Origin of the sequence: Bradyrhizobium sp. Ash2021 (genome assembly GCF_031202265.1) — a bacterium.
Classification (GTDB): Bacteria; Pseudomonadota; Alphaproteobacteria; order Rhizobiales; family Xanthobacteraceae; genus Bradyrhizobium.
This window is the reverse complement of record NZ_CP100604.1, coordinates 1819791-1843543: the sequence shown is the minus strand read 5'-3', so window position 1 is coordinate 1843543 and position 23753 is coordinate 1819791. Positions and strand designations below refer to the sequence as shown.

Below are 23753 nucleotides of genomic sequence, written 5' to 3'. Positions count from 1 at the left end.
ATGGATGAACTAGATATTAAATCGATTTTTCTAGCCTAAGAAAGCCTTTGCGAGCCGCTCATCGGACATGAAGCCGCGCCATTCATTTCCGTCCACGGCGTGGATGATACGGCCCAACGACATGACATAGGCGCGATCTGTGATTTCGATCGCGATCCCGACGTTTTGTTCGATGAGAAGAATTCCCATGCCCCGCGCACGCAGATTGTGCAGCACCTGCAAGATCTCCTTCACCACCTTGGGCGCCAAACCGGTCGATGGTTCGTCAAGTACTAGTAAATCCGGCTGGAGCAGGAGGCCGCGGGCGATCGCCACCATCTGCTGTTGACCGCCGCTCAGCAATTCGACGCGGGTACGCTCGCGTTCGCCGATCATGGGAAACAGATCGCATATGTCATCCCACGTGAAACGAAGATCGCGCCCGCGATGCTTCCGTCCGGCCTCCTCGGCCAAGCGCAGATTGTCACGAACGGTGAACTCGCCGAATAAGCGACGGTTTTCCAATAACGCGGCCATCCCGTGCCGTGGTCTGGCGTGAGCCGGGAAGCCGGTGATATCGATGCCATTTTTGACGATGCGGCCCCCGTGTGCCCTATTCAGCCCGCAAAGCGCGCGGACCAGCGTGGTCTTTCCGGCACCATTGGCACCGACAATGGCAACCGCCTCGCCCTTTAGCATCTTGAGGGAGATATCGCGCAGTATGACCAGCGGACCATATCCTGCGGTGAGTCCCTCAACAACCAGCATGCCTTAGGTTCCCAAATAGACTTCGCGGACTTTCGCGTTGCGCTGAATTTCCCCCATGTCACCGCTGGCGATGATCTCGCCGAAGTACAGGACATGAACCCGATCCGCGACCCCCATCAGTTCCATATCGTGCGACACAAGCAGGATGCTGGTCCCTTCGGCGTTGAGTAGCTCAATCCAGCGCCGAAGATTGGCGATCTCGTCCGCATTCAGCCCGGACGAGGGTTCGTCCAGCATGAGGAGCTTAGGTTGGCCGATGACAGCCCTGGCAATTTCGAGAATGCGCCGCTGTCCGGCCGGCAGGGTGCGCGACAATTGATTGCGCACGTCGGCGAGGTCGAATTTGACGCATATCTCCTCAGCCCGTTCGCGAAGGTGGCGCAGGTCGCTCCTTGACCGCGGCAGCCGGAGCAAATCTTCGATCATGCCGCTGCGGGTGATCTTGCAGGCTCCCACCATGATGTTCTCAATCACGGTCATCTGTTCGAACACCTTCGGTGTCTGGAAGGTTCGTACCATGCCGGCTTTAGAGCGTTCCTGGATCGAGGTTCCCGACAAGTCGCGCTTGCCATAGAGCACACTGCCATGGCGGTGAGCGATGTATCCGCTGACGATGTTAAAAAGTGTCGTCTTGCCTGATCCGTTAGGGCCGATCAGCCCGACAATATCGCCCACCGGAACTGAGAACGTGACGCTCCTGAGGACCGCGAAGCCACCGAAGCTGTGGCCCAACCGATCGAGCGCAAGGAGATCCGCCATGTCGCTCATGGTTTGGCCGCGCGTTGGCTGACACGTTGCCAAAGCCAAGCCAGAGCGCCCATCAAGCCGGTTGGCATCAGTACGACCACGCCGACCAAAGCGAGCCCGAACAGGATTTGATGTACATTCCCGAAGCGGCTGAGCAGTTCCGGCAGCAACGTGATGAACAAAGCTCCAACCACCACTCCTGGCAACGAGGTGGCTCCGCCGAGAACCGGGATCAAGAGAAAGCTGATCGACGTATCGATACCGAAGCTCTGTACGCTGACGTACCCACCATAATGGGCGAACAGGCTACCTGCGACGCTCCCCATCACTGCGCTCAGGATGAATATCCGTGTGCGCAACCATTGCAGGTCGATCGCCAGGCTGGTGGCGGCTTCGGGTGCGTCCCGCATCGCCCGCAGCATCAAGCCATTCCTGCTGCGGGTCAGATTATGCGCGAGAAGCAGGCAGAGCGACATCACCGTCACCACGAGATAGTAGAAGCGCAGCGGCGTATCGAGAACGAAGCTGAAGAGTTGCAACTTCGGGACGCCCCCGATACCGAGCGTCCCCCCTGTCAACCAGCTCCATTCGTAAAACAGCGCATTTGCAATGATACCGAGAGCCAAGGTCGCCAACGCGAGGAAGTAACCGGTCAGGCGCAAGATCGGCCATCCGACCGCCAGCGCCAGCAGAGCCGATAGCACGATGGCGATTGCGCAGCCGCCGAGAGGCGAGCCACCAACCTGTACCGTGACGTACGCAGTCGAATAGGCGCCAATGCCATAGAAAACGGTCTGCCCCAGGTTAACGATCCCGCATTGGCCGAGCAGGAGCCCGACGCCCAGTCCGGCGATGGAGTAAATGCCGGTGAAAACCAGCAGGTCGACAAGATGGCGAGGTAAGAATGGGGGCAATGCCAGGCTCAGTGCAATAACCGCCGTAAGAAGAAGCGCGCGCGACATGACTGGTCACCCCCCTGCCCTTCCGGCACGGCCCAAAAGCCCGTTCGGCATTACGATCATGATGAGGATGAGCAGGCTGAAAGTGATCACGTCTTTATAGCTGGACGAAACGCCCATGATTACCAGGGCTTCGACAACCCCCAGCATGAGACCACCAAGTGCCGCTCCGAGCGGGTTAGTGAGACCGCCCAGGATCGCAGCCGCAAATCCCTTGAGCGTCAATTGCAGGCCGACCATGTAGTCGACCGGGATGATCGGCGTGATCAGGATGCCGGCGATAGCGCCCAGCAGTCCACCAAGCATGAAAGTGAGTGTGCGCATCAGCGCGACGTTGATGCCGATGCTCGCGGCACCATCCGCATCGATCGACGCCGCCATCATCTTGAGGCCAATCGAGGTGCGGCTGTAAAACTGTCTCAGGCCCAATGTCAGCAACGCGCTGATCACAATCAGCCAGATCGCGTGTTCCTGCACGACGGCATCCATGACGATGTAAACCTTGCCGCTGCCAAAACCCGGCAGAAGATGGCTCTCTCGACCGAAAAAGAACAGAACCGAGGCGGCGATCGTCAGGCTGATGCCGATTGTCAATTGCAGATAGCTGTCTTCCGGCGCATTGTTGCGCATCAGGTGTCGGATAAACGTGATCTCAATCAGGGCGCCAATCACAACGCCGCTTAAGCATCCGGCAACGATAGCCAGCCAGTAGGGCCATTGATGTCCTGTCATCAACAGCACAACGACGATTGCGCCGACGACGCTGAATTCACCCTGCATCGCGTTTGCCACGCGACTGCCTTTGAAGATGGCAGCAATTCCTATCCCGATCAAGGCGTAGACCAGGCCATTGGTGATGCCTGCTAATAGCGATTGCGCAACGAGGCCAACATTCATTTCATTTCCCCGGATTGCGCCGAAGCCAACATGTCCTTGCGAAACTACGCCTACTCTTTCGCCTTGAACGGAAGACGTGTGAATTGACCCGCCACCAGCTTTGAAAAGATGAAATCGGACAGCTTGATGCCGTTGAGATCAGCCGCCGAAAAATCATACGCGCTCATGACGCCTGAATAGGGGCCCCGCAGCGCCTCGCACAGCTTCTCATTGCCCGCATCTGGCCCGACCTTGTCGAACGCCGCGAGGAGTATGTGAACGGCATCCCAACCCATCGCCTCGCTGATCTTCGGCAATTTGTTGTATTGCGCTTGGTACAGCGCGACGAACTCTTTTTGGTTCGGCAATGGGTCCTCGCCCACCAGGAATTCGGGGAACGCAACATTATCTGCAGCGTCCCCCATGCTCTTCGCGATTTCGTAGTTTGCCTGGCCGGCAGCGGCAATGATCGGAAGCTTGACTTGCAGCTGGCGGATGCTGCGGATCGGGACACCGGTGATGCCTATGACGAAGATCCCCGCCGGGCTGCTGGCGCGGATCTTGGCCGCTTGCGTCGTGGTGTCGGTTGCCGAGATTTCGAATTTCTCGGTGGCCACGAGTTCGATTCCGTAGCTCTCGGCATATTTGCGAAGTTCGGTATACACCACGCTACCGTAGCCGGAGTCGTACAGCACTCCGGCTCGTTTGATCCCGAGCGATCGAGCATAGTCCAGCATGGCGCGGGCGTTCAGGGACAGGGGCGGAGAGACATGGAACACGCATTTCCGCTCCAGCTCCGCCGCGGGCCCAAGTCCGGACAATGCAACCTGCGGCATCTTGATAGCACTCGTGACGCCGCCTACCGCCAGGGTATTGGCTGCTTGTCCCGGTCCTATGATGGCGATGACCTTTTCTCCGTAGATCAGGCCATTCGCTTTGCTGCTGGCAGTATCAGGATTTGTGGCGTCGTCTTCCACGATCAGCTTGATCGGCCGGCCTTTGAATCCGCCCGAGCCGTTGATGGCCTTCTCGGCCAATACCGCACCGTTGCGTTGATTTATGCCTAACGAGGCTCCGGCGCCGGTAAGGGGCAGGATAACGCCGATCTTGATCGGGTCGCCGGAGACTTTTTGCGCGCTTGCCGGGTCCAAGATGAGCGCCGACCACATCGCAATGGGGAGAGCGATCAATTTTCGAAAGAGTTTCGACATCGTGTTGACCTTAAGCCTCTCTGCCCATCTCCGGGCACGGCATTCCGATTGAAGCCGATACAAGGATGAATCCGCTTCGCGACGGGCGGGGCAGTTTGCGTATTGAAACGGCTGCCAAGCGGGATGTTGACCTCGCATCCAATCATCGCGACGCAGCGAACCCGTCCGGCAATGCCCTCCCAATGGGAGACCGCATTATTCAACGGCGGCTCCCATATACTGAAAAACACATAAATTCGACTAAGTAAAGAACAAATCGATTTTTTCATGTTTTCAGCCAAGAATGAAGAAACGGGTGGTGAAATGAAGTCGCATGCGGTATGGCAGTAAGCGCCGTAGTTGGGAGCGGACCGGCAAGGTTCAAGCAGGATACGAGGTCTTGGGGGTAGCCGGAACGCGTCGATTTTCTTCTTACAATTTGCCTCGTTCGATTTTGGATCACGGCGATCGAGGATCGTTGGACAGCAACTGCAATGCTGAAGACCAAAAAACACAAAACAAAAAGCAAAGGTGGCGAAACGCTGGCCTCATCGGCTTACGAGCGGTTACGCTTCGACATCATCAGTGGCATTTACGAACCGGGCACGAAGCTGCTCATTCGCGAATTGTGCTCGCGCTACGAGATCGGCCTTAGTCCCGTTCGCGAAGCATTGAACCGCGTTTCACGAGACGGCCTGGTTCAGCAAAATGATCAGCGTGGGTTTACGGTCGCACCGCTCTCGGAAGAGGATCTCGAAGACATCAACAAGACCCGCTGCTGGAGCAACGAGGCCGCTTTGCGAGCATCGATCGCCAACGGCGATCAGGCCTGGGAAGAGCGTGTTCTTATCGCGTTCCATCGTATGTCGCGCCTGCCCGGTCCAGCCGAGCGCGACAGCGGCCCGATTGATCCCGCCTGGGAACAAGCACACCGCGCGTTTCACACCGCGCTGATAGACGCTTGCGGTTCCAAGTGGCTAATCGATTTCTGCGAGCAGCTGTTTGACGCCGCGGACCGCTACAGGTTTTTGTCCCGGAAACATTATCAGGGCAGCCCGCTGCGGCGGGACGACCATCGACTGATCATGGAAGCTACGCTGCAGCGGAATGTAGATGTAGCGGTGCGACTCCTAAAGGAGCACTTTACGGTAACACTTGAGTACGGACGAATTGAAGTTCGACGACTCAACGCTGCACAAGCAAAGCTGACCAAAGCCGCAAAGATCCGGACGAGATCTTCAAAAGCTGGCGGGACATCGGTTTCCAAGCCTGCCTGAAAATGGCTGGGGTGTGCCATTTCAGCTGTTTTGCCTCCCTCGCATGGCACTCCTATGATGGTTCTCGCTCGCCTTCGATAAGCTGGGATACCGGAGCTTCGGGAAAGGCGGGACGAGCTGCAAAATCTCTTGCACTCAATTTATCGGTCCGCGCCGCATACCGATGGTAAGGCTTATGGCCAGGCACAGGATGCTCTCCAGAATAGAGAAGACCTAACGTTTACGGATTCCGAGATTGATGCATTCCTTCCTGGACCGCTGAAGCGGAAAAGCAGTTAAGCGGGGTCCCGGTATATAAGCCCCAACATACACGCAACAGGTCGTCGATTGGGATTTGGCCGTGCCCCACTACTTGCGTTTCGTCCGGCAACTGGAGCAGCTGGAGATGCAGGTGTTGCGAGCGTCAATGGCGCGTGCGGCAAACGCCGCACCGGGCTCTCGTGTTGGGGTGGACGGCCCCCTACGGCATCAGCTGTGCCAGAATGAGGTCGTCGAAGATCTCAAACAGAGGAGCCGCCCGTGGAGAAGCTTAAGCTTCCGAGTCAAAGGTTCCCACTTCGTTCTTTCTTGAGCGACACAGCGGCCGATATCGGATGAAAATGGATGGACAAATGGAGGCAGACATGCCAATTTAATCGGATGGAAATGGATGACAGAATGGCAGCGGCCTTCAATCTCGATACATTGCGGATCACGCCCGAGACTCTCTCGCGAACCGCCGAGATCGATGAGTTCAAGGGCGCCTGGCGTGCGATCGGCCGCATCGCGCCAGAGCGGCTATCGGGACTCCGTCGGGTCGCGACAATCGAGAGCATCGGCTCATCAACGCGCATCGAGGGCGCAAAGCTCAGTAATCGTGACGTCGAACGGCTGCTGTCCCACCTCCAAATCGGCTCATTCACCACTCGCGACGAGCAGGAGGTCGCAGGTTACGCGGAGGTCATGGACACGGTCTTCGATCGTTGGGACGCTATTTCGCTGACCGAAAATCACTTCAAGCAGCTTCACCGTGATCTGCTGGCTCATTCAAGCAAGGACGAGCGCCACCGTGGCGCGTACAAGACACTGGCAAATCACGTCGAAGCCTTCGACCAGGATGGCAAAAGTTTGGGCGTTGTGTTCGCGACAGCATCGCCCTTCGACACGCCGCGGCTGATGGCTGAGCTCGTGTCGTGGGTGCACGATAGGGAGAACGACAAGACGCTACATCCACTGCTGATCATCAGCATCTTCATTGTCGTCTTCCTCGAGATTCATCCCTTTCAGGATGGCAATGGGCGCCTGTCACGCATCCTGACGACATTGATGCTGCTCAGAGCCGGTTATGCCTATGTGCCCTACAGCTCGCTTGAGAGCGTAATCGAGCAGAGCAAGGAAGCCTACTATCTGGCCCTTCGGAGAACGCAGGGTACAATCCGCACGCCGGAGCCGAACTGGGATCCGTGGATAGAATTCTTTTTGCGCGTTTTGCAACAACAGAAGCGGCGCCTGGAAACGAAGATCGAACGCGAACGGCTCATTCTTGGCGATCTGCCCGATCTGTCAGTCCAGATTCTAGAAATAGCGCGCGGACGTGGGCGGGTGACGGTTGCTGAAGCCGTGAAAGTGACCGGAAACAGCCGCAATACTGTGAAAGACCATCTCAAGGCACTCTCGGACCAGGGCCACTTGACCCGTCACGGGGCAGGTAGAGGAGTTTGGTATGCGCCCGCTTGAACGAGGATCAAGTACCGAAATGCGCAAGTTAATGTGCGACGCCGGTCTGCGATACGCTACGCCAGCCTTGGACATCGTTCGCCGGGACTCATCGGCTCTATCCGAATATTCACCGCTGATTCCGATTGCTCGCGCGTGGCATGGCACTAATGCTAGTTGCGATCGTGCACCCGGCCATGAGCGGCATTACGATGGAAGAAGCTGTTCGTCAGAAAAGCAAGAGCATCACCCGGCACAGCGAGCCGGAATTGACGCTCGCGCCACAGGGCGGCAGCGGCCCCGATCCGCGCCTCATCGAATTCGTGCGCCTGCTGGCTCGCCGCGCAGCGCGGGAATGGTACGAACAAATCGCCGAGGAGCGCCGCCCGAAACGCTCCTGACCTTGCAGGAGATCGTTTCATGAAGGTCGCACTCTATGCCCGCTACTCCAGCGACAACCAACGCGACGCCTCGATCACCGACCAGTTTCGCGTCTGCCGCGCCTACGCGGAGAAGCAAGGTTGGCAAATCGTTGAGGAATATTCCGACCACGCGATTTCGGGTGCATCGCTTCTGCGTGCCGGTGTTCAAGCGCTGATTACCGACGCTTTGCGCGGGCGGTTCCAAGTAGTGCTGGCCGAGGCGATGGATCGCCTCTCCCGTGACCAGGAAGACATCGCCGGCGTATTCAAGCGAATGGCTTACGCCAACGTAAAGATCATTACGCTATCCGAGGGCGAGGTCACGCACCTGCATGTTGGCCTCAAGGGCACGATGAACGCGCTCTTTCTCAAGGACCTCGCCGACAAAACGCGCCGAGGGCTGCGCGGCCGCGTCGAACTCGGCAAGTCGGGTGGTGGCAACTCCTACGGCTATGACGTCGTCAAGCAATTCCAGACAAACGGCGAGCCGATACGCGGCGACCGCGTTATCAATACGGCAGAAGCCGACGTGGTACGCCGGATCTTTCGTGACTATGTCGTTGGCAAGTCGGCGAAGCGGATCGCTGTTGAGCTAAATAAGGCTGGCATCGCGGCACCCGGACGTAGCGATTGGGGCTTCAGCACTATCAATGGCAACGTCAAGCGCGGTAACGGCATCCTCAACAATGAGATGTATATCGGCCGTATCGTCTGGAATCGTCAGCGGTTCATCAAGGACCCCGAAACCGGCAAGCGCCAGGCGCGTCCAAACCCAGCAGCCGAATGGATCATTCAGGAAGTACCAGAGTTGCGCATCGTCGATGATGGGCTCTGGAACGCCGCAAAGGCGCGACAGGCTGCCGTCAAGACAAAGCGCGAGGACAATGGCTCCGAGGTGCAAAACAGCTTCCGTGACCGCCGCCGCCCAAAATACATATTCTCGGGGTTGATAAAATGCGCTTGCTGCGGTGGCGGATACGCCATGATCTCGGCTGACCTCATCGGCTGCTCGACGGCGAGAAACAAGGGAACCTGTGATAACCGGAGGAGTATCCAGCGAGAGCAACTGGAGGCGCGCGTGCTGAATGCGCTGCGATATCACCTGATGGACCCCGCTCTGTTCAACGCAAAGATGGTTCAGCTTAGGAGCCGGAAGGCCGAACTCGAACGGCTGCTGGTTGACGCGGAAGAGCCACCGCCCCTGCTGCACCCCGAGATGGCAACCTTCTATCGCGCACAAGTCAGCGCTCTGCACGAGGCGTTGCAGGCTGATACCGAGGCAACTCGGCTGAAGGCTGGCGAGGTCCTGCGTTCCCTCGTGAAGGAGATCGTCCTCACGCCCGAGGCCGGGGAACTGAAGATCGACGTCCGGGGCGATTTGGCCGGAATCCTCGCGGTTTCTCTGAAAACGAAAACCCCAGCCACTGGGGCTGAGGTTTCGCAATTTGAGATGGTTGCGGGGATAGGATTTGAACCTATGACCTTCAGGTTATGAGTTTCATACACACGGTTTTCGCTGCTCTGCGAACGCGCCGCACGCCTTACGCTATCCTACCACAACTTATTGAGCAGGCTTGATTTATTCTCGTGCGCCCTCGTACCTTGTTTGCGAAGCGCTACGCCATGACTTTCGTCGCACCGCTTCCACGACGCTTCCACGAAGCATCGTCTGATCGGAAAACTGAAGGTCGGAACGTTTCACGAACGAGTACAGGCATGGCAAAAATTAGGATCACCAAACGGACAGTCGAGGCTCTCAAGGCCGCACCGAAAGACTTCATCGCCTTCGATACCGATCTTCCGGGATTCGATGTGCGCGTCATGCCGAGCGGTAAGCGATTCTTTCTGGTGCAATACCGACGTCATGGCCGGACGCGCCGGGTCATGATTGGGCAATTCGGCATCGTGACAGCGGAGTTGGCGCGCCGCGAAGCAACAATCAAGCGTGGCAGCGTTGAGCTGGTGGACTGATCGGCGAAAGCATAGTCCCCATTCCTCCGTCAGATCAGTTGAGAGACGAAGGCCGCGCGGCGCCGGCATATCGCCGAAGTTCAGGCTCTAACACCGAAAATTCTTTCGAATCGAGCCTCTCGCAATAGAGCCGTCCCCGATTGATTCGACTCAGCGAGTTCTTGGATCGGCTCCCACAGAGAAGATAAAGCAATATGGCGGGCGCGCTGTCGCCCGCCATATTCGTTTAATATATCAGAAGGTGAATCTTAAACCCACGGTCGGGTCGAACGTAGACGTGGTCAGATAAGAGAATGCAAAACCACCGTTGACCTTGGAGTAGGCAATGCCGGCGTAAAGCATCAGATTCTTTGTCCACTGATAATCGGCTCGGAACGAGACCACCTGCTCATTGCCAGAACAGTTGAAGAAGGCGCTGCTCGAGCAGCTCTTGCTTGAATACGACGGCGCCACGATACCGGGAATAGCGTTCACGCCCAATCCGAAACTGTTTTGATCATAGCGATAATAGGCAAGCGCGAGCGATAGATGTGAATCATATTGATATTTACCCGCGATGAAGCTAATATCAACCAAACGATCTCCGCCGGTGAAGCCATAGTTTACGACCCCAGTCGCGATTGAAGCGCTGGTTGAGAAAACCGGGCCAATTTGGTAGTCTCCAATCGTTGTATGTCCCGGCGCGAAACCTCCGTCGGCTGGATTGGAGAAATCGAGACGTTGGTATCCACCACTCAGCGTAAACTTCGACTCGGACGTAGCCAGCACGCCGCCTCCACTGAGATCGAACACATACTTCGCAAGGAACCCGTACATATTGGTGTCGAAGACGCGTGCGCCGAGAAACTGCGAACCCAAATTAGCTGGGCCGGCCAGCGCATTGACCAACAGCATATCGCTGACGTGACCGGCGATTAAGTCGATAGAGAAGTTCGGACGTACAAATCCGATAGTTCCCTGAAAGAAGTCTTTTGCGTTCGTGTTTGGATGCCCATACATAAGTTCGGTACGGATCGGGCCCCAGCTGTTGAGATATTTTATTGAATCATCGATACGAGGGGTTTCCGCGCTGCCCTGCCCCGCCAAGAGACCGACGTAACCGAAGAGCGAGAATCCGTACGAGGCGAGGGGATCGTACGCGCCCAACATATCGAGCGCAACAGCATTGTTGCGACCGATATGTATTGTGCCCCACGGCTTGCTGTCGAAACCCGCCCAAGCTTCGCCGTTCAGAATTTGCCCAGCACGAGAGCCGTCACCATTCATCGACTGCAGGTTCAACGGAATGCCGTTCATTCGTTGGGTGCTCTTGAGCGCATCTGAAATGTCGCCGGTGGTTGGATTGAAGCCCATTTCCGCCCTGGCGATAAATTTTACATCAGAGGTTATGGGTTCTTCAACTTTGACACCCAAGAAGGATTGAAGTGATTGGCTGGGAGCGAAAAGCCATTGGGGGCTTCTATTCCACGGGGTAATCAGCGACGAGGACGTAGTGGCACCACCTGCATACGGCGCTCCGTGTTGTTCATATTGCCCCGAGACATCGATAGCGCCGATCAGCGTAATGCCATGCCAAGTGAGATCCGGCATTACTGGCGGCGCCTTCAAAACCAGCCCATCCAGATCCGCGGCGCTGGCGCTGGCGACAAAGCCAGCCGACGCAACAGCACACGCGAAGCTCTTCCCGGTGCCGCGTATGATACTTTTAACAAATCTCGACTTTGAACCCATTGCAGTTAACCCCCCTATTGGCCGCTTCCTTGTGAAAGTTCTAGATCGTACCGCTGATTGTGGAGATGTCCGCGACCACCGCATGGGGCCGGCGACCGCTCGCAGTTTCGATCCGCGCCGCGGCTTCCTCCAACGTCGCTTGGTTGCGGCCATTGATGTAGACGCGCACGCCTTCACGCGACAACGCCGTGGCGCAGGCTTCGCCAAGACCCCGGGAGGATGCACAAACGATGGCCGACTGGTCTTTTAGTCCGAGGTCCATGATTTTTCTCTACCGTGTGAGCGCGCCGCGGCGGAGCTGTGCTGGCAGACGCTCGTCGTTGCCAAGCGCAACGCTGCGGATTGCGGGATTGTCTTGCGGCTGATGACCGATTTGCATCCTGGGCGCGGGCACGGGCTGGACGGTGTTGCGCAACCGGCCGACTCCGGTGATCTCCACCTCGACGACGTCCCCAGCGGTCATTGGACGCGAGTTGGCCGGAGTTCCGGTCAGAATCACGTCGCCGGCTTCAAGTGTGATATGCCGCGCCAAATCGGCAATCAGGTAATCGATGCCGAAGATCATCTCGGCGATCGGAGACTCCTGCACCAGACCACCGTTGAGGTAGGTGCGCAGTGTGGACTGGCGAACATCCAGACCCCGGACAATGCCCGGACCGAGCGGGCAGAATCCATCGGCGCCCTTGACGCGGACCATGCCTCCCATATCGGCATCACGCATATCGTGCAGGCTGACGTCGTTTGCGACCGTGAAACCGGCAAGGCAGTCCCACACCTGCTCCGGCGCGACGTTGCGCATCGGTCGACCGACAATCGCGGCCAGCTCCCCTTCATAATTGAGGAATTTGTAACCGTCGGGAAGGCCGATCTCACCATCATGATTGTTGATCGCCGAAAGCGGCTTCTGAAAGAAGGTGGGTGCCTGCAGCCCGTCGGTCTTGCCGAGCACCTCGAAATACCGCGACATGTAGTTGGTGTGCACGCACAGGATTTTGGTCGGCCGACACGGCGGCAGATGCTTCACCTCGTTCAGCGCAACCACACGGCCGTCGTCGAGCCGTAAGCCGTCCGAAGCCGGAACGGCCCATTGGGGGCTGCCACCATGCAGCACCCGCCGCCGTTCGATGCGGTTGCCTTCGAGAACGTTCATGCCGCTGCCTCCGATGCGGAGCGGATGGCATGCCACACGCGATCGCTGGTCGCCGGCATGTCGAACCGCAGCACGCCCGCGGCTTCAAGCGCATGCATGATGGCGTTCATCACTGCCGGGAGTGAGCCGACGCAGCCGGCCTCGCCGGCGCCCTTTGCACCAAGGGGGTTCAGGCTGGTCGGAACGGGATTGCTTTTCACCGTGATGTGACTGAACAGATCGGCCCGCGGCATCGCGTAGTCCATGAAGCTCGCGGTCAGAAGCTGACCGGACTCTTTATCGTAGACGACACGTTCCATGAGAATCTGACCGACGCCTTGGGCAATGCCTCCGTGTATCTGCCCCTTCAGGGTCATCGGATTGATCACAGTTCCAACATCGTCGACGATCACGTAGTTGAGCAATTTGACTTCGCCGGTTTCCGGATCGATCTCGACTTCGCTGATATGGCAGCCATTCGGGAACGTATCTTTGGCCGGCGCATAGGTTGCCGATTCATACAGCCCGCCATCAAAACCAGGCGGCAGCTTCAGGGGCAAGTATGAGGCGACCGCGACGTCCTTCAACGTCATCGAGCGATCGGTCCCCGTCACGAAGAATCTACCGTCGGAAAACTCCAGATCCTTCGCATCGGACTCCATCAAGTGTGCGGCGATACGCTTGCCCTTTTCGACGATTTTCTCCGCGGCGAAATGTATTGCTGAACCGCCCACCACTGTGGAGCGCGAGCCGTTGGTGCCCATTCCAAAGGCCACCTGATCGGTGTCGCCGTCGACAAAATGGACGTCGCGTGGGTCCAGCCCCAAACGCTCATGCAGTATCTGTTTAAAGGTCGTCTCGTGTCCCTGCCCTTGATTCTTGGTGCCCATCAGCAATTGCGCGCTACCGCTCGTGTCGAAGCGGATCTCCGCAAACTCCGATTGGGTCGGGGTCGCGGCTTGCTCAATCGCGTTTGCTACACCAATGCCGCGCAAGAGGCCGCGCTCCAGCGACACTCGACGACGGCATTCGAAGTTGGCGTAGTCACCCACTTCGAGCGCGAGATCGAGGTTTCCTGGAAAGTCGCCACAATCGTAGTAGCACCCCAGCGGGTTCTGATACGGCATAGCGGCCGTTGGGATAATATTGAGACGCCGCAATTCGAGGCGATCGATCTTCAGCTCGCGCGCCGCGTCGTCGATCAGGCGCTCAATCAGGTAGATCGCCTCCGGCCGGCCGGCACCGCGGTAAGGCGCCGTATTGCTTGTGTTGGTCAGAACGCCGATGACCGCGACGTATGCGGCTGGAATGTCGTAGACGCCCGTCACGGTCCCGATCATCATCGAGGGCACCAGCAGACTGCGGTCGGACGCAACGTACGCGCCGATATTTCCGACGAGCTTCAGCCGCAAGCCCACGAAGCGATAAGCCTCGTCGAGCGCGAGCTCGATTTCACCCACGCTGTCGCGGCCGTGTTCATCGGCGAGAACGGCCTCGGAGCGATCGCAAGTCCATTTGACGGGCCGGCCAAGTTTCTTGGCTGCCCACAACACCAGGCGATGTTCGACATATTGCCACCCCTTGCTGCCGAACCCGCCGCCGACATCACCGCTAACGACGCGAATCCTGCTTTCCGGCACACGGAAGACTGCACTCGCCAGCATGTTGCGGACTCGATGCGGATACTGGCAGTCGGTATAGAGGGTGTAGCGTTCATCCCCCGCATCATAAGCGCCCAGCGCGCCACGGGTTTCCATATACTGCGCATGCACCCGCGTGATGACATAGCGTCTCTTAATTACATGCGCCGCCCGCGCGAAGGCTGCCGAGGCCGCGTCCTTGTTGCCTTTCTCGGAGATGTTGGAAATGTTGTCTGGACACTTGTCCCAGACCCGCGCGGCGCCAGGCTGGTCGGCCTCTGCCGTTGAGGTGACAGCCGGCAGCGGTTCATAATCTACGCCGATGAGCTCTGCAGCATCCTTCGCTTGCGCCAGGGTCTCAGCGACAATCAGGGCAACCGGATCGCCGACATAACGGACACGATCAACCACCAGAGCGGGACGCTGCGGCGCGAACATCGGCGAGCCATCGGGCCGTTTACGCGGGATCGTCGCCTTTGGCATTCCAAGTCCGTCCGCCGCGTAATCCGCCCCGCCATAGACCGCGAGCACACCCGGCGCCGCTTTGGCCGCGGCGGTATCGAGCTCAAGGATACGGGCATGCGCATGCGGCGATCGGAGCACCACTGCGTAAGCTTGACCTGGTAGATTGCGATCATCCTGGAACCGGCCGCGTCCGCGCAGCAGGCGCGAATCTTCGAAGCGTCGAGTTGGTTGTCCGATACCGTATTTTTCCATGCGAACGCCGCTTCCGCGTTGGGCAGCCGGAGGAGGCTCCCGCTGATAGACTTCTGATCCCAATTCACCACACGAGCGCGAATCAGTCAACTAAATAATCGATTGTATGGATGAACTAGATATTAAATCGATTTTTCTAGCCTAAGAAAGCCTTTGCGAGCCGCTCATCGGACATGAAGCCGCGCCATTCATTTCCGTCCACGGCGTGGATGATACGGCCCAACGACATGACATAGGCGCGATCTGTGATTTCGATCGCGATCCCGACGTTTTGTTCGATGAGAAGAATTCCCATGCCCCGCGCACGCAGATTGTGCAGCACCTGCAAGATCTCCTTCACCACCTTGGGCGCCAAACCGGTCGATGGTTCGTCAAGTACTAGTAAATCCGGCTGGAGCAGGAGGCCGCGGGCGATCGCCACCATCTGCTGTTGACCGCCGCTCAGCAATTCGACGCGGGTACGCTCGCGTTCGCCGATCATGGGAAACAGATCGCATATGTCATCCCACGTGAAACGAAGATCGCGCCCGCGATGCTTCCGTCCGGCCTCCTCGGCCAAGCGCAGATTGTCACGAACGGTGAACTCGCCGAATAAGCGACGGTTTTCCAATAACGCGGCCATCCCGTGCCGTGGTCTGGCGTGAGCCGGGAAGCCGGTGATATCGATGCCATTTTTGACGATGCGGCCCCCGTGTGCCCTATTCAGCCCGCAAAGCGCGCGGACCAGCGTGGTCTTTCCGGCACCATTGGCACCGACAATGGCAACCGCCTCGCCCTTTAGCATCTTGAGGGAGATATCGCGCAGTATGACCAGCGGACCATATCCTGCGGTGAGTCCCTCAACAACCAGCATGCCTTAGGTTCCCAAATAGACTTCGCGGACTTTCGCGTTGCGCTGAATTTCCCCCATGTCACCGCTGGCGATGATCTCGCCGAAGTACAGGACATGAACCCGATCCGCGACCCCCATCAGTTCCATATCGTGCGACACAAGCAGGATGCTGGTCCCTTCGGCGTTGAGTAGCTCAATCCAGCGCCGAAGATTGGCGATCTCGTCCGCATTCAGCCCGGACGAGGGTTCGTCCAGCATGAGGAGCTTAGGTTGGCCGATGACAGCCCTGGCAATTTCGAGAATGCGCCGCTGTCCGGCCGGCAGGGTGCGCGACAATTGATTGCGCACGTCGGCGAGGTCGAATTTGACGCATATCTCCTCAGCCCGTTCGCGAAGGTGGCGCAGGTCGCTCCTTGACCGCGGCAGCCGGAGCAAATCTTCGATCATGCCGCTGCGGGTGATCTTGCAGGCTCCCACCATGATGTTCTCAATCACGGTCATCTGTTCGAACACCTTCGGTGTCTGGAAGGTTCGTACCATGCCGGCTTTAGAGCGTTCCTGGATCGAGGTTCCCGACAAGTCGCGCTTGCCATAGAGCACACTGCCATGGCGGTGAGCGATGTATCCGCTGACGATGTTAAAAAGTGTCGTCTTGCCTGATCCGTTAGGGCCGATCAGCCCGACAATATCGCCCACCGGAACTGAGAACGTGACGCTCCTGAGGACCGCGAAGCCACCGAAGCTGTGGCCCAACCGATCGAGCGCAAGGAGATCCGCCATGTCGCTCATGGTTTGGCCGCGCGTTGGCTGACACGTTGCCAAAGCCAAGCCAGAGCGCCCATCAAGCCGGTTGGCATCAGTACGACCACGCCGACCAAAGCGAGCCCGAACAGGATTTGATGTACATTCCCGAAGCGGCTGAGCAGTTCCGGCAGCAACGTGATGAACAAAGCTCCAACCACCACTCCTGGCAACGAGGTGGCTCCGCCGAGAACCGGGATCAAGAGAAAGCTGATCGACGTATCGATACCGAAGCTCTGTACGCTGACGTACCCACCATAATGGGCGAACAGGCTACCTGCGACGCTCCCCATCACTGCGCTCAGGATGAATATCCGTGTGCGCAACCATTGCAGGTCGATCGCCAGGCTGGTGGCGGCTTCGGGTGCGTCCCGCATCGCCCGCAGCATCAAGCCATTCCTGCTGCGGGTCAGATTATGCGCGAGAAGCAGGCAGAGCGACATCACCGTCACCACGAGATAGTAGAAGCGCAGCGGCGTATCGAGAACGAAGCTGAAGAGTTGCAACTTCGGGACGCCCCCGATACCGAGCGTCCCCCCTGTCAACCAGCTCCATTCGTAAAACAGCGCATTTGCAATGATACCGAGAGCCAAGGTCGCCAACGCGAGGAAGTAACCGGTCAGGCGCAAGATCGGCCATCCGACCGCCAGCGCCAGCAGAGCCGATAGCACGATGGCGATTGCGCAGCCGCCGAGAGGCGAGCCACCAACCTGTACCGTGACGTACGCAGTCGAATAGGCGCCAATGCCATAGAAAACGGTCTGCCCCAGGTTAACGATCCCGCATTGGCCGAGCAGGAGCCCGACGCCCAGTCCGGCGATGGAGTAAATGCCGGTGAAAACCAGCAGGTCGACAAGATGGCGAGGTAAGAATGGGGGCAATGCCAGGCTCAGTGCAATAACCGCCGTAAGAAGAAGCGCGCGCGACATGACTGGTCACCCCCCTGCCCTTCCGGCACGGCCCAAAAGCCCGTTCGGCATTACGATCATGATGAGGATGAGCAGGCTGAAAGTGATCACGTCTTTATAGCTGGACGAAACGCCCATGATTACCAGGGCTTCGACAACCCCCAGCATGAGACCACCAAGTGCCGCTCCGAGCGGGTTAGTGAGACCGCCCAGGATCGCAGCCGCAAATCCCTTGAGCGTCAATTGCAGGCCGACCATGTAGTCGACCGGGATGATCGGCGTGATCAGGATGCCGGCGATAGCGCCCAGCAGTCCACCAAGCATGAAAGTGAGTGTGCGCATCAGCGCGACGTTGATGCCGATGCTCGCGGCACCATCCGCATCGATCGACGCCGCCATCATCTTGAGGCCAATCGAGGTGCGGCTGTAAAACTGTCTCAGGCCCAATGTCAGCAACGCGCTGATCACAATCAGCCAGATCGCGTGTTCCTGCACGACGGCATCCATGACGATGTAAACCTTGCCGCTGCCAAAACCCGGCAGAAGATGGCTCTCTCGACCGAAAAAGAACAGAACCGAGGCGGCGATCGTCAGGCTGATGCCGATTGTCAATTGCAGATAGCTGTCTTCCGGCGCATTGTTGCGCATCAGGTGTCGGATAAACGTGATCTCAATCAGGGCGCCAATCACAACGCCGCTTAAGCATCCGGCAACGATAGCCAGCCAGTAGGGCCATTGATGTCCTGTCATCAACAGCACAACGACGATTGCGCCGACGACGCTGAATTCACCCTGCATCGCGTTTGCCACGCGACTGCCTTTGAAGATGGCAGCAATTCCTATCCCGATCAAGGCGTAGACCAGGCCATTGGTGATGCCTGCTAATAGCGATTGCGCAACGAGGCCAACATTCATTTCATTTCCCCGGATTGCGCCGAAGCCAACATGTCCTTGCGAAACTACGCCTACTCTTTCGCCTTGAACGGAAGACGTGTGAATTGACCCGCCACCAGCTTTGAAAAGATGAAATCGGACAGCTTGATGCCGTTGAGATCAGCCGCCGAAAAATCATACGCGCTCATGACGCCTGAATAGGGGCCCCGCAGCGCCTCGCACAGCTTCTCATTGCCCGTTTCCAGAGCTCCTCTTGCTCCGGGGAAAGCGAGCCCGGCACCCCGCGCGGCTCATGGATCGTAGTGAATACGTCGAGCAGATACGGAAACGTATGGATGACGCCGCCCGGATAGAAATCCCGGAATCCGAAAAGGCCTCCATACGCGCCGCAGGCGTCGTAAGGGAATATTGCCTTCAAGGCCGGATGCTGCTGGGCAGCCGCGCGCCATTGCTCGCCGGCATATGCGGAGATACCGACCATCCCGACTTTGCCATCGCACCAGGGTTGTTTGGTGATCCACTCGATGACATCGTAGTGATCCCATTGTTCGTCTTGAAGGCGCCCTTCCGATTTCGCAGCACCGCGTGACTGCGCAATGACGTGGACGTACCCTTCCGCGACGAACCGCCGCGTATCGCCGCTTCAATCGGACCGAACCATAACGGAGAGTATGCCGGCTGGGGAGGAAGCGCGTCCGACATATCAGGCCCCTGCATGTCCTCGTTATGGAGTGCGCAGGCGTAGAGCACGGGGAATTTTCCCGGAGCGTCGGGGCGATAGACGTCGATGGCCAGTTTGACGCCATCGCGCATCGCGACCATGTTGTCTCGCCCCTCGATGAGGCGCGTCGTGTTCGAGCCCTTGCTCATGCTCCCATTCTCCTCGTCGCACTTCGCGCATGCTTTGATCCGGTGTAGCCACAAAGGGGCCGAAGGCCGTACTCGACAATCGCGGCCTCGGCAACTGGGCATCTCTGATGATTGCTCGCGTGAATCCGACGAGCTGGACGCGGCTTTAGGTACCTACGACTTCGCTGTCGTAGACCACCACTTCAGAGCCCTCCGGAATTGAATCCAGGTCGGCCGGACCGCCCCATGGACGGAATCCCTCGTAGGCGATCTCGCGTCGAATCTTTCCATCCCGCATGAAGAAAACGTGAGTGATCCGACAGCTGCATCTACTTCCGATGGGGAATAGCAGGTTCGGCATCTGGTCTCCCACGATCTGGACGTCTGCGATCTGATCGTCGAACACGTACTCCTCGGTAGCGAACCGTCGGAGTGCCGTGGTCTTGTTGTATTTCACTGTCTTGAAGATCCCAATGTAGTTTTTCTTGATCTCGACCGGATCGGTCATGATGATGCCGCGCAGCGGGGCTTCCCAGATGATGTCGTCGGCATAGAGAGCAATGGCCTTGTCGACACTTTCCGGGGTTTCATTGTGAAAGTGCGCTTCCACCACATTCAGGTTCCGCTCGATCACCTGCTCCCGAGTGAGATCCTTGTCCTTAACACCCTCGAACATCTGCACTTTCTCCTGAACCTCTGTTGGGCCTGTCTCTGTCAATAAGCCACCGTATCATCGGATCGCACTTGAGTCCACACAAAATCGTTCATTCCTACATTATTGTAATATAATCGATCTTTTATAGGCAATATAGCGACCTAAAGGCGCCGCTAGCCCGAAAAATCCGCGTAGGTATAGGGGCTGTGTCGCGGCACGAAGCGGATCCACGTTGCGTGAGGAGCGTTTGCCGCTCGACTGCGCTTTCGATGGCGATCCCGCTTCCGCGGACACAACGACCTAAATAGGCTTAATGCCGCTCAGGTAGCTCCACCGCGCCAGGTCGGAAGCGGAAGCCAGGGGTGCGCGCCCGACTCGCATTCCTTCGCAAGCGTCCGATTTATATTCGCGAACTTGTGCCCGAGCTGGACGTCAATCGCTCCATCATCACCTTCTCTATGGCCCATCACTGGCACACCGCGCTCCGACAGAAACGCGATGGTCTCCGCGACCCGCCTCGAGCTTCACCGCACCGCAGTGAGTCTCCTTGAGGATCCGCGCCGCGGAATCAAACGCCTGCTCCTTCGACGCCTCGTAGGAGCCGAACAGCGTGTCCACCAGCACAAGCACGTGCCGCGCGCTCTGAGCGCGTCTCATTCAAACCAGCGCATCGGCCGCGTCTTTGATTGCGGCGTAGATTTCATTGAGGTCCGCCGCCGTGACGCAATAAGGCGGCATGACATAGATGGTGTCGCCAAGCGGGCGCAGTAGCAGATTGCGGCTGTTGAAAAAGGCCTGAAGCCTCGGGCCGCTGCTGGCAAGATAACCTTTGTCGCACCCTATCAGATCGAGCGCCGTGACGGTACCGGTCCTACGGACGTTTCCGAAGCGCGCGTCAGCGCGGAATGGTTCAATTCCTTTTTCCTGCATCGCAGCTACGGAACCGACGCGTTCGCGGGATTCCCGATTTTGCCAAAGATCCAGGTTTGCTTTTGCGGCGGCGCACGCCACCGGATTCGCCGTATAAGAGCTCGAGTGAAAGAACGTTCGTGTCCGATCTTTCGAATAGTGCGCGTCGAAAATGTCTGCGCGGCAGAGCGTCACCGCGAGCGGAAGCGATCCACCCGACAGACCCTTTGAATAGCAGGCAATATCCGGCGACACGTCCGCCTGCTCGCAAGCAAACAATGTGCCCGTGCGACCCCAACCGGTCATGACCTCGTCAGCAATGAAGAGAACCTTTGCTACCTCACAGATCCGCTTCATTTCCCGCAGCACCCAGGCCGGATACATCAGCATCCCGCCCGCGCCCAGCATCAAAGGCTCTACGATAAAAGCAGCTGGATTTTCATCCCGGCACGCAGCTTCGAGCGCATCAAGCGTCGCCTGTTCATGGCCCAAAGCCGGGAACGGGACCGAGGTGACGTCGAACAGAAGCGGTCCGTACGCCGCGTTGAAGACGCCTCGGGCACCGACCGACATCGTCCCCACCGTGTCGCCGTGATACGAGTGCTGCATCACAACAATGCGTGAGCGCGGCTCGCCAATGTTATGCCAGTAGCCGAGCGCCATTTTCAGCGCCACTTCCACGCTGGTCGATCCGCTGTCGGAAAAGAAGACGTAGTCGAGGCTGCGGGGGACAAGTTTCAAAAGCAGCGCAGCAACCTCTTCGGCCGGTTCGTGGGTGTGGCCGGCGAAGATAATCTGGTTGAGCTTTTCTGCCTGCTTCTGAATGGCGCTGACGATGCTTGGATGGCAATGGCCGTGCGTCACCACCCACCAGGATGCGATTGCATCGATGATGCGTCGCCCGTCCTCCGTGTAGAGATAAGCGCCCTGCCCGCGCACAACCTTTGTCATCTCGTGCTGAAGTGCGTGTTGCGTGAACGGATGCCAGATAGGCGACTTCTTGACAGTCATAGCTTGAAATCAGCGCGGCGGAATGAGGCTTTGAACGCGGCCTGCAGTGTGTCTGCCGTGAGAGGAGAAAGGCTGGGCAACTGGCCGAGCCTCCGTACCCGTCCGATCTCACAAATAGCGCTCTCACTGTCGGAATTTCTTTCGCCAATGAATGCGATTCCGAGAATTTCGATCTTGCGATTTCGCAGCGCTTCGACCGACAACAGCGAGTGATTGATGGTGCCCAACACAGTGCGTGCGCACAGCACGACCGGCAGGCGCCATCGCGCTAAGACGTCGATGTAAAGTGTGTCGCGATTGAGCGGCACCATCAGCCCACCCGCGCCCTCGATCACCAGCGGGCGCACCCCGGTATCCGGCACGTCGAGCGACTCCGCGTCGATGCGAACTCCGTCAATTTCCGCGGCAAGATGAGGCGAAGCGGGCGTTTCAAGGCGGTAACGCTCCGGCACGATGCGATCGTCAGAGAGTCGACCCAGCCGCGCGACGAGCCGGGAATCGGTCTCTCCTTCGAGCCCGGCCTGAATCGGCTTCCAATAATTCGCGCCGAGAAGATCGGCGAGCCCTGCGGAGAAGATCGTCTTGCCGATCTCGGTGTCCGTGCCCGCCACCACGATCCGCTGGCTCATCGTGCCTCGCCCCCCGTCTCCTCGGTCAGGGCATCGAGCATCGCACGCACGTCATTCTCTACGATGTTAAGCGTCAGGGAAATTCGTAACCGTGCCGTGCCCGCCGGCACGGTTGGTGGCCGTATTCCACGAATATCGAACCCGCGAGCCTGAAGGGCGGATGCCAGCGTCATCGCACGCGCGTTGTCGCCAACGATGTACGGCAGGATCTGCGAGCCCGAGAGACGCCAACCGCTCCGTGCGCCGATTTCGCGATGTGTGAACGCGATCAAGTTGGTCAGACGTTGCTGCCGTTCCGGTTCGTCCTGCAGAATCGATAGCGCCTCCCGCACTGCCACGGCCGTCAAAGGGGACGGCGCGGTGGCGAAAATAAACGGACGGCAGCGGTTGACCATGAAGTCGCGCAGCACGCGTGGCGCGGTGACGAGCGCACCGGCCGCGCCCAGCGCCTTGCCGCAAGTATGTACGACCACCAGATTTTCGCGCCCCTCATAGGGCGCGGTCAGTCCTCGTCCCTGCTCGCCGTAGACGCCGGTGGCATGGGCCTCGTCCACCAGGAGGAACGCATCGTGCTTGTCCGCGATCTCGACAAGCTCTGCGAGCGGCGCGAAATTGCCATCCATGCTGTAGAGACTTTCGACCACGATCCAGACGCGGCCCACTCCGCCTTCCCTTCGCCAGTCGCGGATCGTGTCTTCGACCGACTGCGAGTCGTTATGGGTGCTCACGCGAAAATCGGCGCGGCCGGCCCGTGCGCCTTCGTGAATACTGGCGTGCACGAGAGAATCGAGAACGAGCAGATCGCCCCGCTGCGGCAGCGTTGTCAGGACAGCAAAATTTGCGACATACCCACCGCCGAAAAACAGCGCTGCCTCCGCTCCGAAAACCCGGGCGGCTTCTGCTTCGAGGCTTTCGTGCTCCTCGCAGTTTCCGCGCAGAAGCCGCGATCCGCCGGCCCCGATCGGCGTGCCGGCCTCAAGAGCCGCCCAGACTGCTTTTTTCATACGCGGCGCGCTCGCCAGCGCGAGATAATCGTTCGAGGCAAAATCGATGCCAGCGCGGGGCTTGAGGCCGCGCAGCCGGTCATCGTCTTTCAAGGCATGCAAGGCTGTGACATAGCTGGCAACCTTGTCCGCATGGATTGGGATCATTGTTCACTTCCAG

Annotated in this window: 24 protein-coding genes and 1 pseudogene; 6 read left to right on the top strand and 19 right to left on the bottom strand. The window is 58.4% G+C overall.

What is annotated here, in order from left to right:
* Positions 1 to 30: 30 nt before the first annotated feature.
* The 5 genes from NL528_RS08795 to NL528_RS08775 are packed head-to-tail and all read right to left on the bottom strand — an operon-like array spanning position 31 to position 4540.
* Positions 31 to 747, bottom strand: a complete 717-nt coding sequence (locus NL528_RS08795) for an ABC transporter ATP-binding protein (protein ID WP_309182295.1) — start codon at positions 745 to 747, stop codon at positions 31 to 33.
* Positions 748 to 750: 3 nt separating this feature from the next.
* Entirely contained in the window at positions 751 to 1515 is a 765-nt protein-coding gene (locus NL528_RS08790) for an ABC transporter ATP-binding protein (RefSeq protein ID WP_309182294.1), read from the bottom strand.
* Complete coding sequence (locus NL528_RS08785; protein ID WP_309182293.1) at positions 1512 to 2456, bottom strand: branched-chain amino acid ABC transporter permease; 945 nt, start codon at positions 2454 to 2456, stop codon at positions 1512 to 1514. The genes NL528_RS08790 and NL528_RS08785 overlap by 4 nt, the downstream gene beginning before the upstream one ends.
* A 6-nt stretch (positions 2457 to 2462) precedes the next feature.
* Entirely contained in the window at positions 2463 to 3350 is an 888-nt protein-coding gene (locus tag NL528_RS08780; protein WP_309182292.1) for a branched-chain amino acid ABC transporter permease, read from the bottom strand.
* A 50-nt stretch (positions 3351 to 3400) separates the two neighbouring features.
* Positions 3401 to 4540: an ABC transporter substrate-binding protein gene (locus NL528_RS08775; RefSeq protein WP_309182307.1), complete on the bottom strand. Its 1140-nt coding sequence runs from the start codon at positions 4538 to 4540 to the stop codon at positions 3401 to 3403.
* Positions 4541 to 5013: 473 nt separating this feature from the next.
* Between NL528_RS08775 and NL528_RS08770 the strand changes: the two genes are divergently transcribed.
* The 6 genes from NL528_RS08770 to NL528_RS08750 all read left to right on the top strand — a co-directional run bounded on the left by NL528_RS08770 (position 5014) and on the right by NL528_RS08750 (position 9884).
* Positions 5014 to 5796: a GntR family transcriptional regulator gene (locus tag NL528_RS08770; protein WP_309182304.1), complete on the top strand. Its 783-nt coding sequence runs from the start codon at positions 5014 to 5016 to the stop codon at positions 5794 to 5796.
* 129 nt (positions 5797 to 5925) lie between these two features.
* A complete protein-coding gene (locus tag NL528_RS46975; protein WP_375143992.1) occupies positions 5926 to 6075 on the top strand; it encodes a hypothetical protein in 150 nt (49 codons plus the stop codon).
* 378 nt (positions 6076 to 6453) lie between these two features.
* The gene (locus tag NL528_RS08765) at positions 6454 to 7512 is read left to right on the top strand and encodes a Fic family protein (RefSeq protein WP_309182303.1); all 1059 of its coding nucleotides are present in this window, start codon (positions 6454 to 6456) and stop codon (positions 7510 to 7512) included.
* Between the two features lie 149 nt (positions 7513 to 7661).
* Complete coding sequence (locus NL528_RS08760) at positions 7662 to 7892, top strand: hypothetical protein (protein WP_309182302.1); 231 nt, start codon at positions 7662 to 7664, stop codon at positions 7890 to 7892.
* A gap of 19 nt (positions 7893 to 7911) precedes the next feature.
* A complete protein-coding gene (locus NL528_RS08755; RefSeq protein ID WP_309182301.1) occupies positions 7912 to 9408 on the top strand; it encodes a recombinase family protein in 1497 nt (498 codons plus the stop codon).
* Between the two features lie 128 nt (positions 9409 to 9536).
* On the top strand, positions 9537 to 9884 hold the full coding sequence (locus tag NL528_RS08750; protein WP_309182300.1) for an Arm DNA-binding domain-containing protein: 348 nt from the start codon (positions 9537 to 9539) through the stop codon (positions 9882 to 9884).
* Positions 9885 to 10118: 234 nt separating this feature from the next.
* Here NL528_RS08750 and NL528_RS08745 read toward each other — a convergent pair whose 3' ends face one another.
* From NL528_RS08745 to NL528_RS08680, 14 genes and pseudogenes are all read right to left on the bottom strand, one after another.
* Entirely contained in the window at positions 10119 to 11615 is a 1497-nt protein-coding gene (locus NL528_RS08745; RefSeq protein WP_309182299.1) for a porin, read from the bottom strand.
* A 40-nt stretch (positions 11616 to 11655) separates the two neighbouring features.
* Positions 11656 to 11877 carry an SDR family NAD(P)-dependent oxidoreductase gene (locus NL528_RS08740; protein ID WP_309182298.1) on the bottom strand — a complete coding sequence of 74 codons (222 nt, stop codon included), beginning with the start codon at positions 11875 to 11877 and terminating at the stop codon, positions 11656 to 11658.
* Between the two features lie 9 nt (positions 11878 to 11886).
* On the bottom strand, positions 11887 to 12765 hold the full coding sequence (locus NL528_RS08735; protein WP_309182297.1) for a fumarylacetoacetate hydrolase family protein: 879 nt from the start codon (positions 12763 to 12765) through the stop codon (positions 11887 to 11889).
* Positions 12762 to 15101, bottom strand: a complete 2340-nt coding sequence (locus NL528_RS08730; RefSeq protein ID WP_309182296.1) for a xanthine dehydrogenase family protein molybdopterin-binding subunit — start codon at positions 15099 to 15101, stop codon at positions 12762 to 12764. The genes NL528_RS08735 and NL528_RS08730 overlap by 4 nt, the downstream gene beginning before the upstream one ends.
* Positions 15102 to 15237: 136 nt before the next feature.
* Positions 15238 to 15954 carry an ABC transporter ATP-binding protein gene (locus tag NL528_RS08725; protein ID WP_309182295.1) on the bottom strand — a complete coding sequence of 239 codons (717 nt, stop codon included), beginning with the start codon at positions 15952 to 15954 and terminating at the stop codon, positions 15238 to 15240.
* Positions 15955 to 15957: 3 nt separating this feature from the next.
* Complete coding sequence (locus NL528_RS08720) at positions 15958 to 16722, bottom strand: ABC transporter ATP-binding protein (RefSeq protein WP_309182294.1); 765 nt, start codon at positions 16720 to 16722, stop codon at positions 15958 to 15960.
* Positions 16719 to 17663: a branched-chain amino acid ABC transporter permease gene (locus NL528_RS08715; RefSeq protein WP_309182293.1), complete on the bottom strand. Its 945-nt coding sequence runs from the start codon at positions 17661 to 17663 to the stop codon at positions 16719 to 16721. The genes NL528_RS08720 and NL528_RS08715 overlap by 4 nt, the downstream gene beginning before the upstream one ends.
* A gap of 6 nt (positions 17664 to 17669) precedes the next feature.
* Complete coding sequence (locus NL528_RS08710; RefSeq protein WP_309182292.1) at positions 17670 to 18557, bottom strand: branched-chain amino acid ABC transporter permease; 888 nt, start codon at positions 18555 to 18557, stop codon at positions 17670 to 17672.
* Positions 18558 to 18720: 163 nt separating this feature from the next.
* Entirely contained in the window at positions 18721 to 19134 is a 414-nt protein-coding gene (locus NL528_RS08705; protein WP_309184834.1) for a CocE/NonD family hydrolase, read from the bottom strand.
* Between the two features lie 417 nt (positions 19135 to 19551).
* Entirely contained in the window at positions 19552 to 20061 is a 510-nt protein-coding gene (locus NL528_RS08700; RefSeq protein WP_309182291.1) for a hypothetical protein, read from the bottom strand.
* Between the two features lie 437 nt (positions 20062 to 20498).
* Positions 20499 to 20667: pseudogene (locus tag NL528_RS08695) on the bottom strand (3-methyl-2-oxobutanoate hydroxymethyltransferase); the annotation flags it as partial.
* A 30-nt stretch (positions 20668 to 20697) separates the two neighbouring features.
* Positions 20698 to 21960: an adenosylmethionine--8-amino-7-oxononanoate transaminase gene (locus NL528_RS08690; RefSeq protein WP_309182290.1), complete on the bottom strand. Its 1263-nt coding sequence runs from the start codon at positions 21958 to 21960 to the stop codon at positions 20698 to 20700.
* A complete protein-coding gene (gene bioD / locus NL528_RS08685) occupies positions 21957 to 22589 on the bottom strand; it encodes a dethiobiotin synthase (RefSeq protein WP_309182289.1) in 633 nt (210 codons plus the stop codon). The genes NL528_RS08690 and bioD overlap by 4 nt, the downstream gene beginning before the upstream one ends.
* A complete protein-coding gene (locus tag NL528_RS08680) occupies positions 22586 to 23740 on the bottom strand; it encodes an 8-amino-7-oxononanoate synthase (protein WP_309182288.1) in 1155 nt (384 codons plus the stop codon). Before NL528_RS08680 ends, bioD begins: the two co-directional genes overlap by 4 nt.
* Positions 23741 to 23753: the final 13 nt, after the last annotated feature.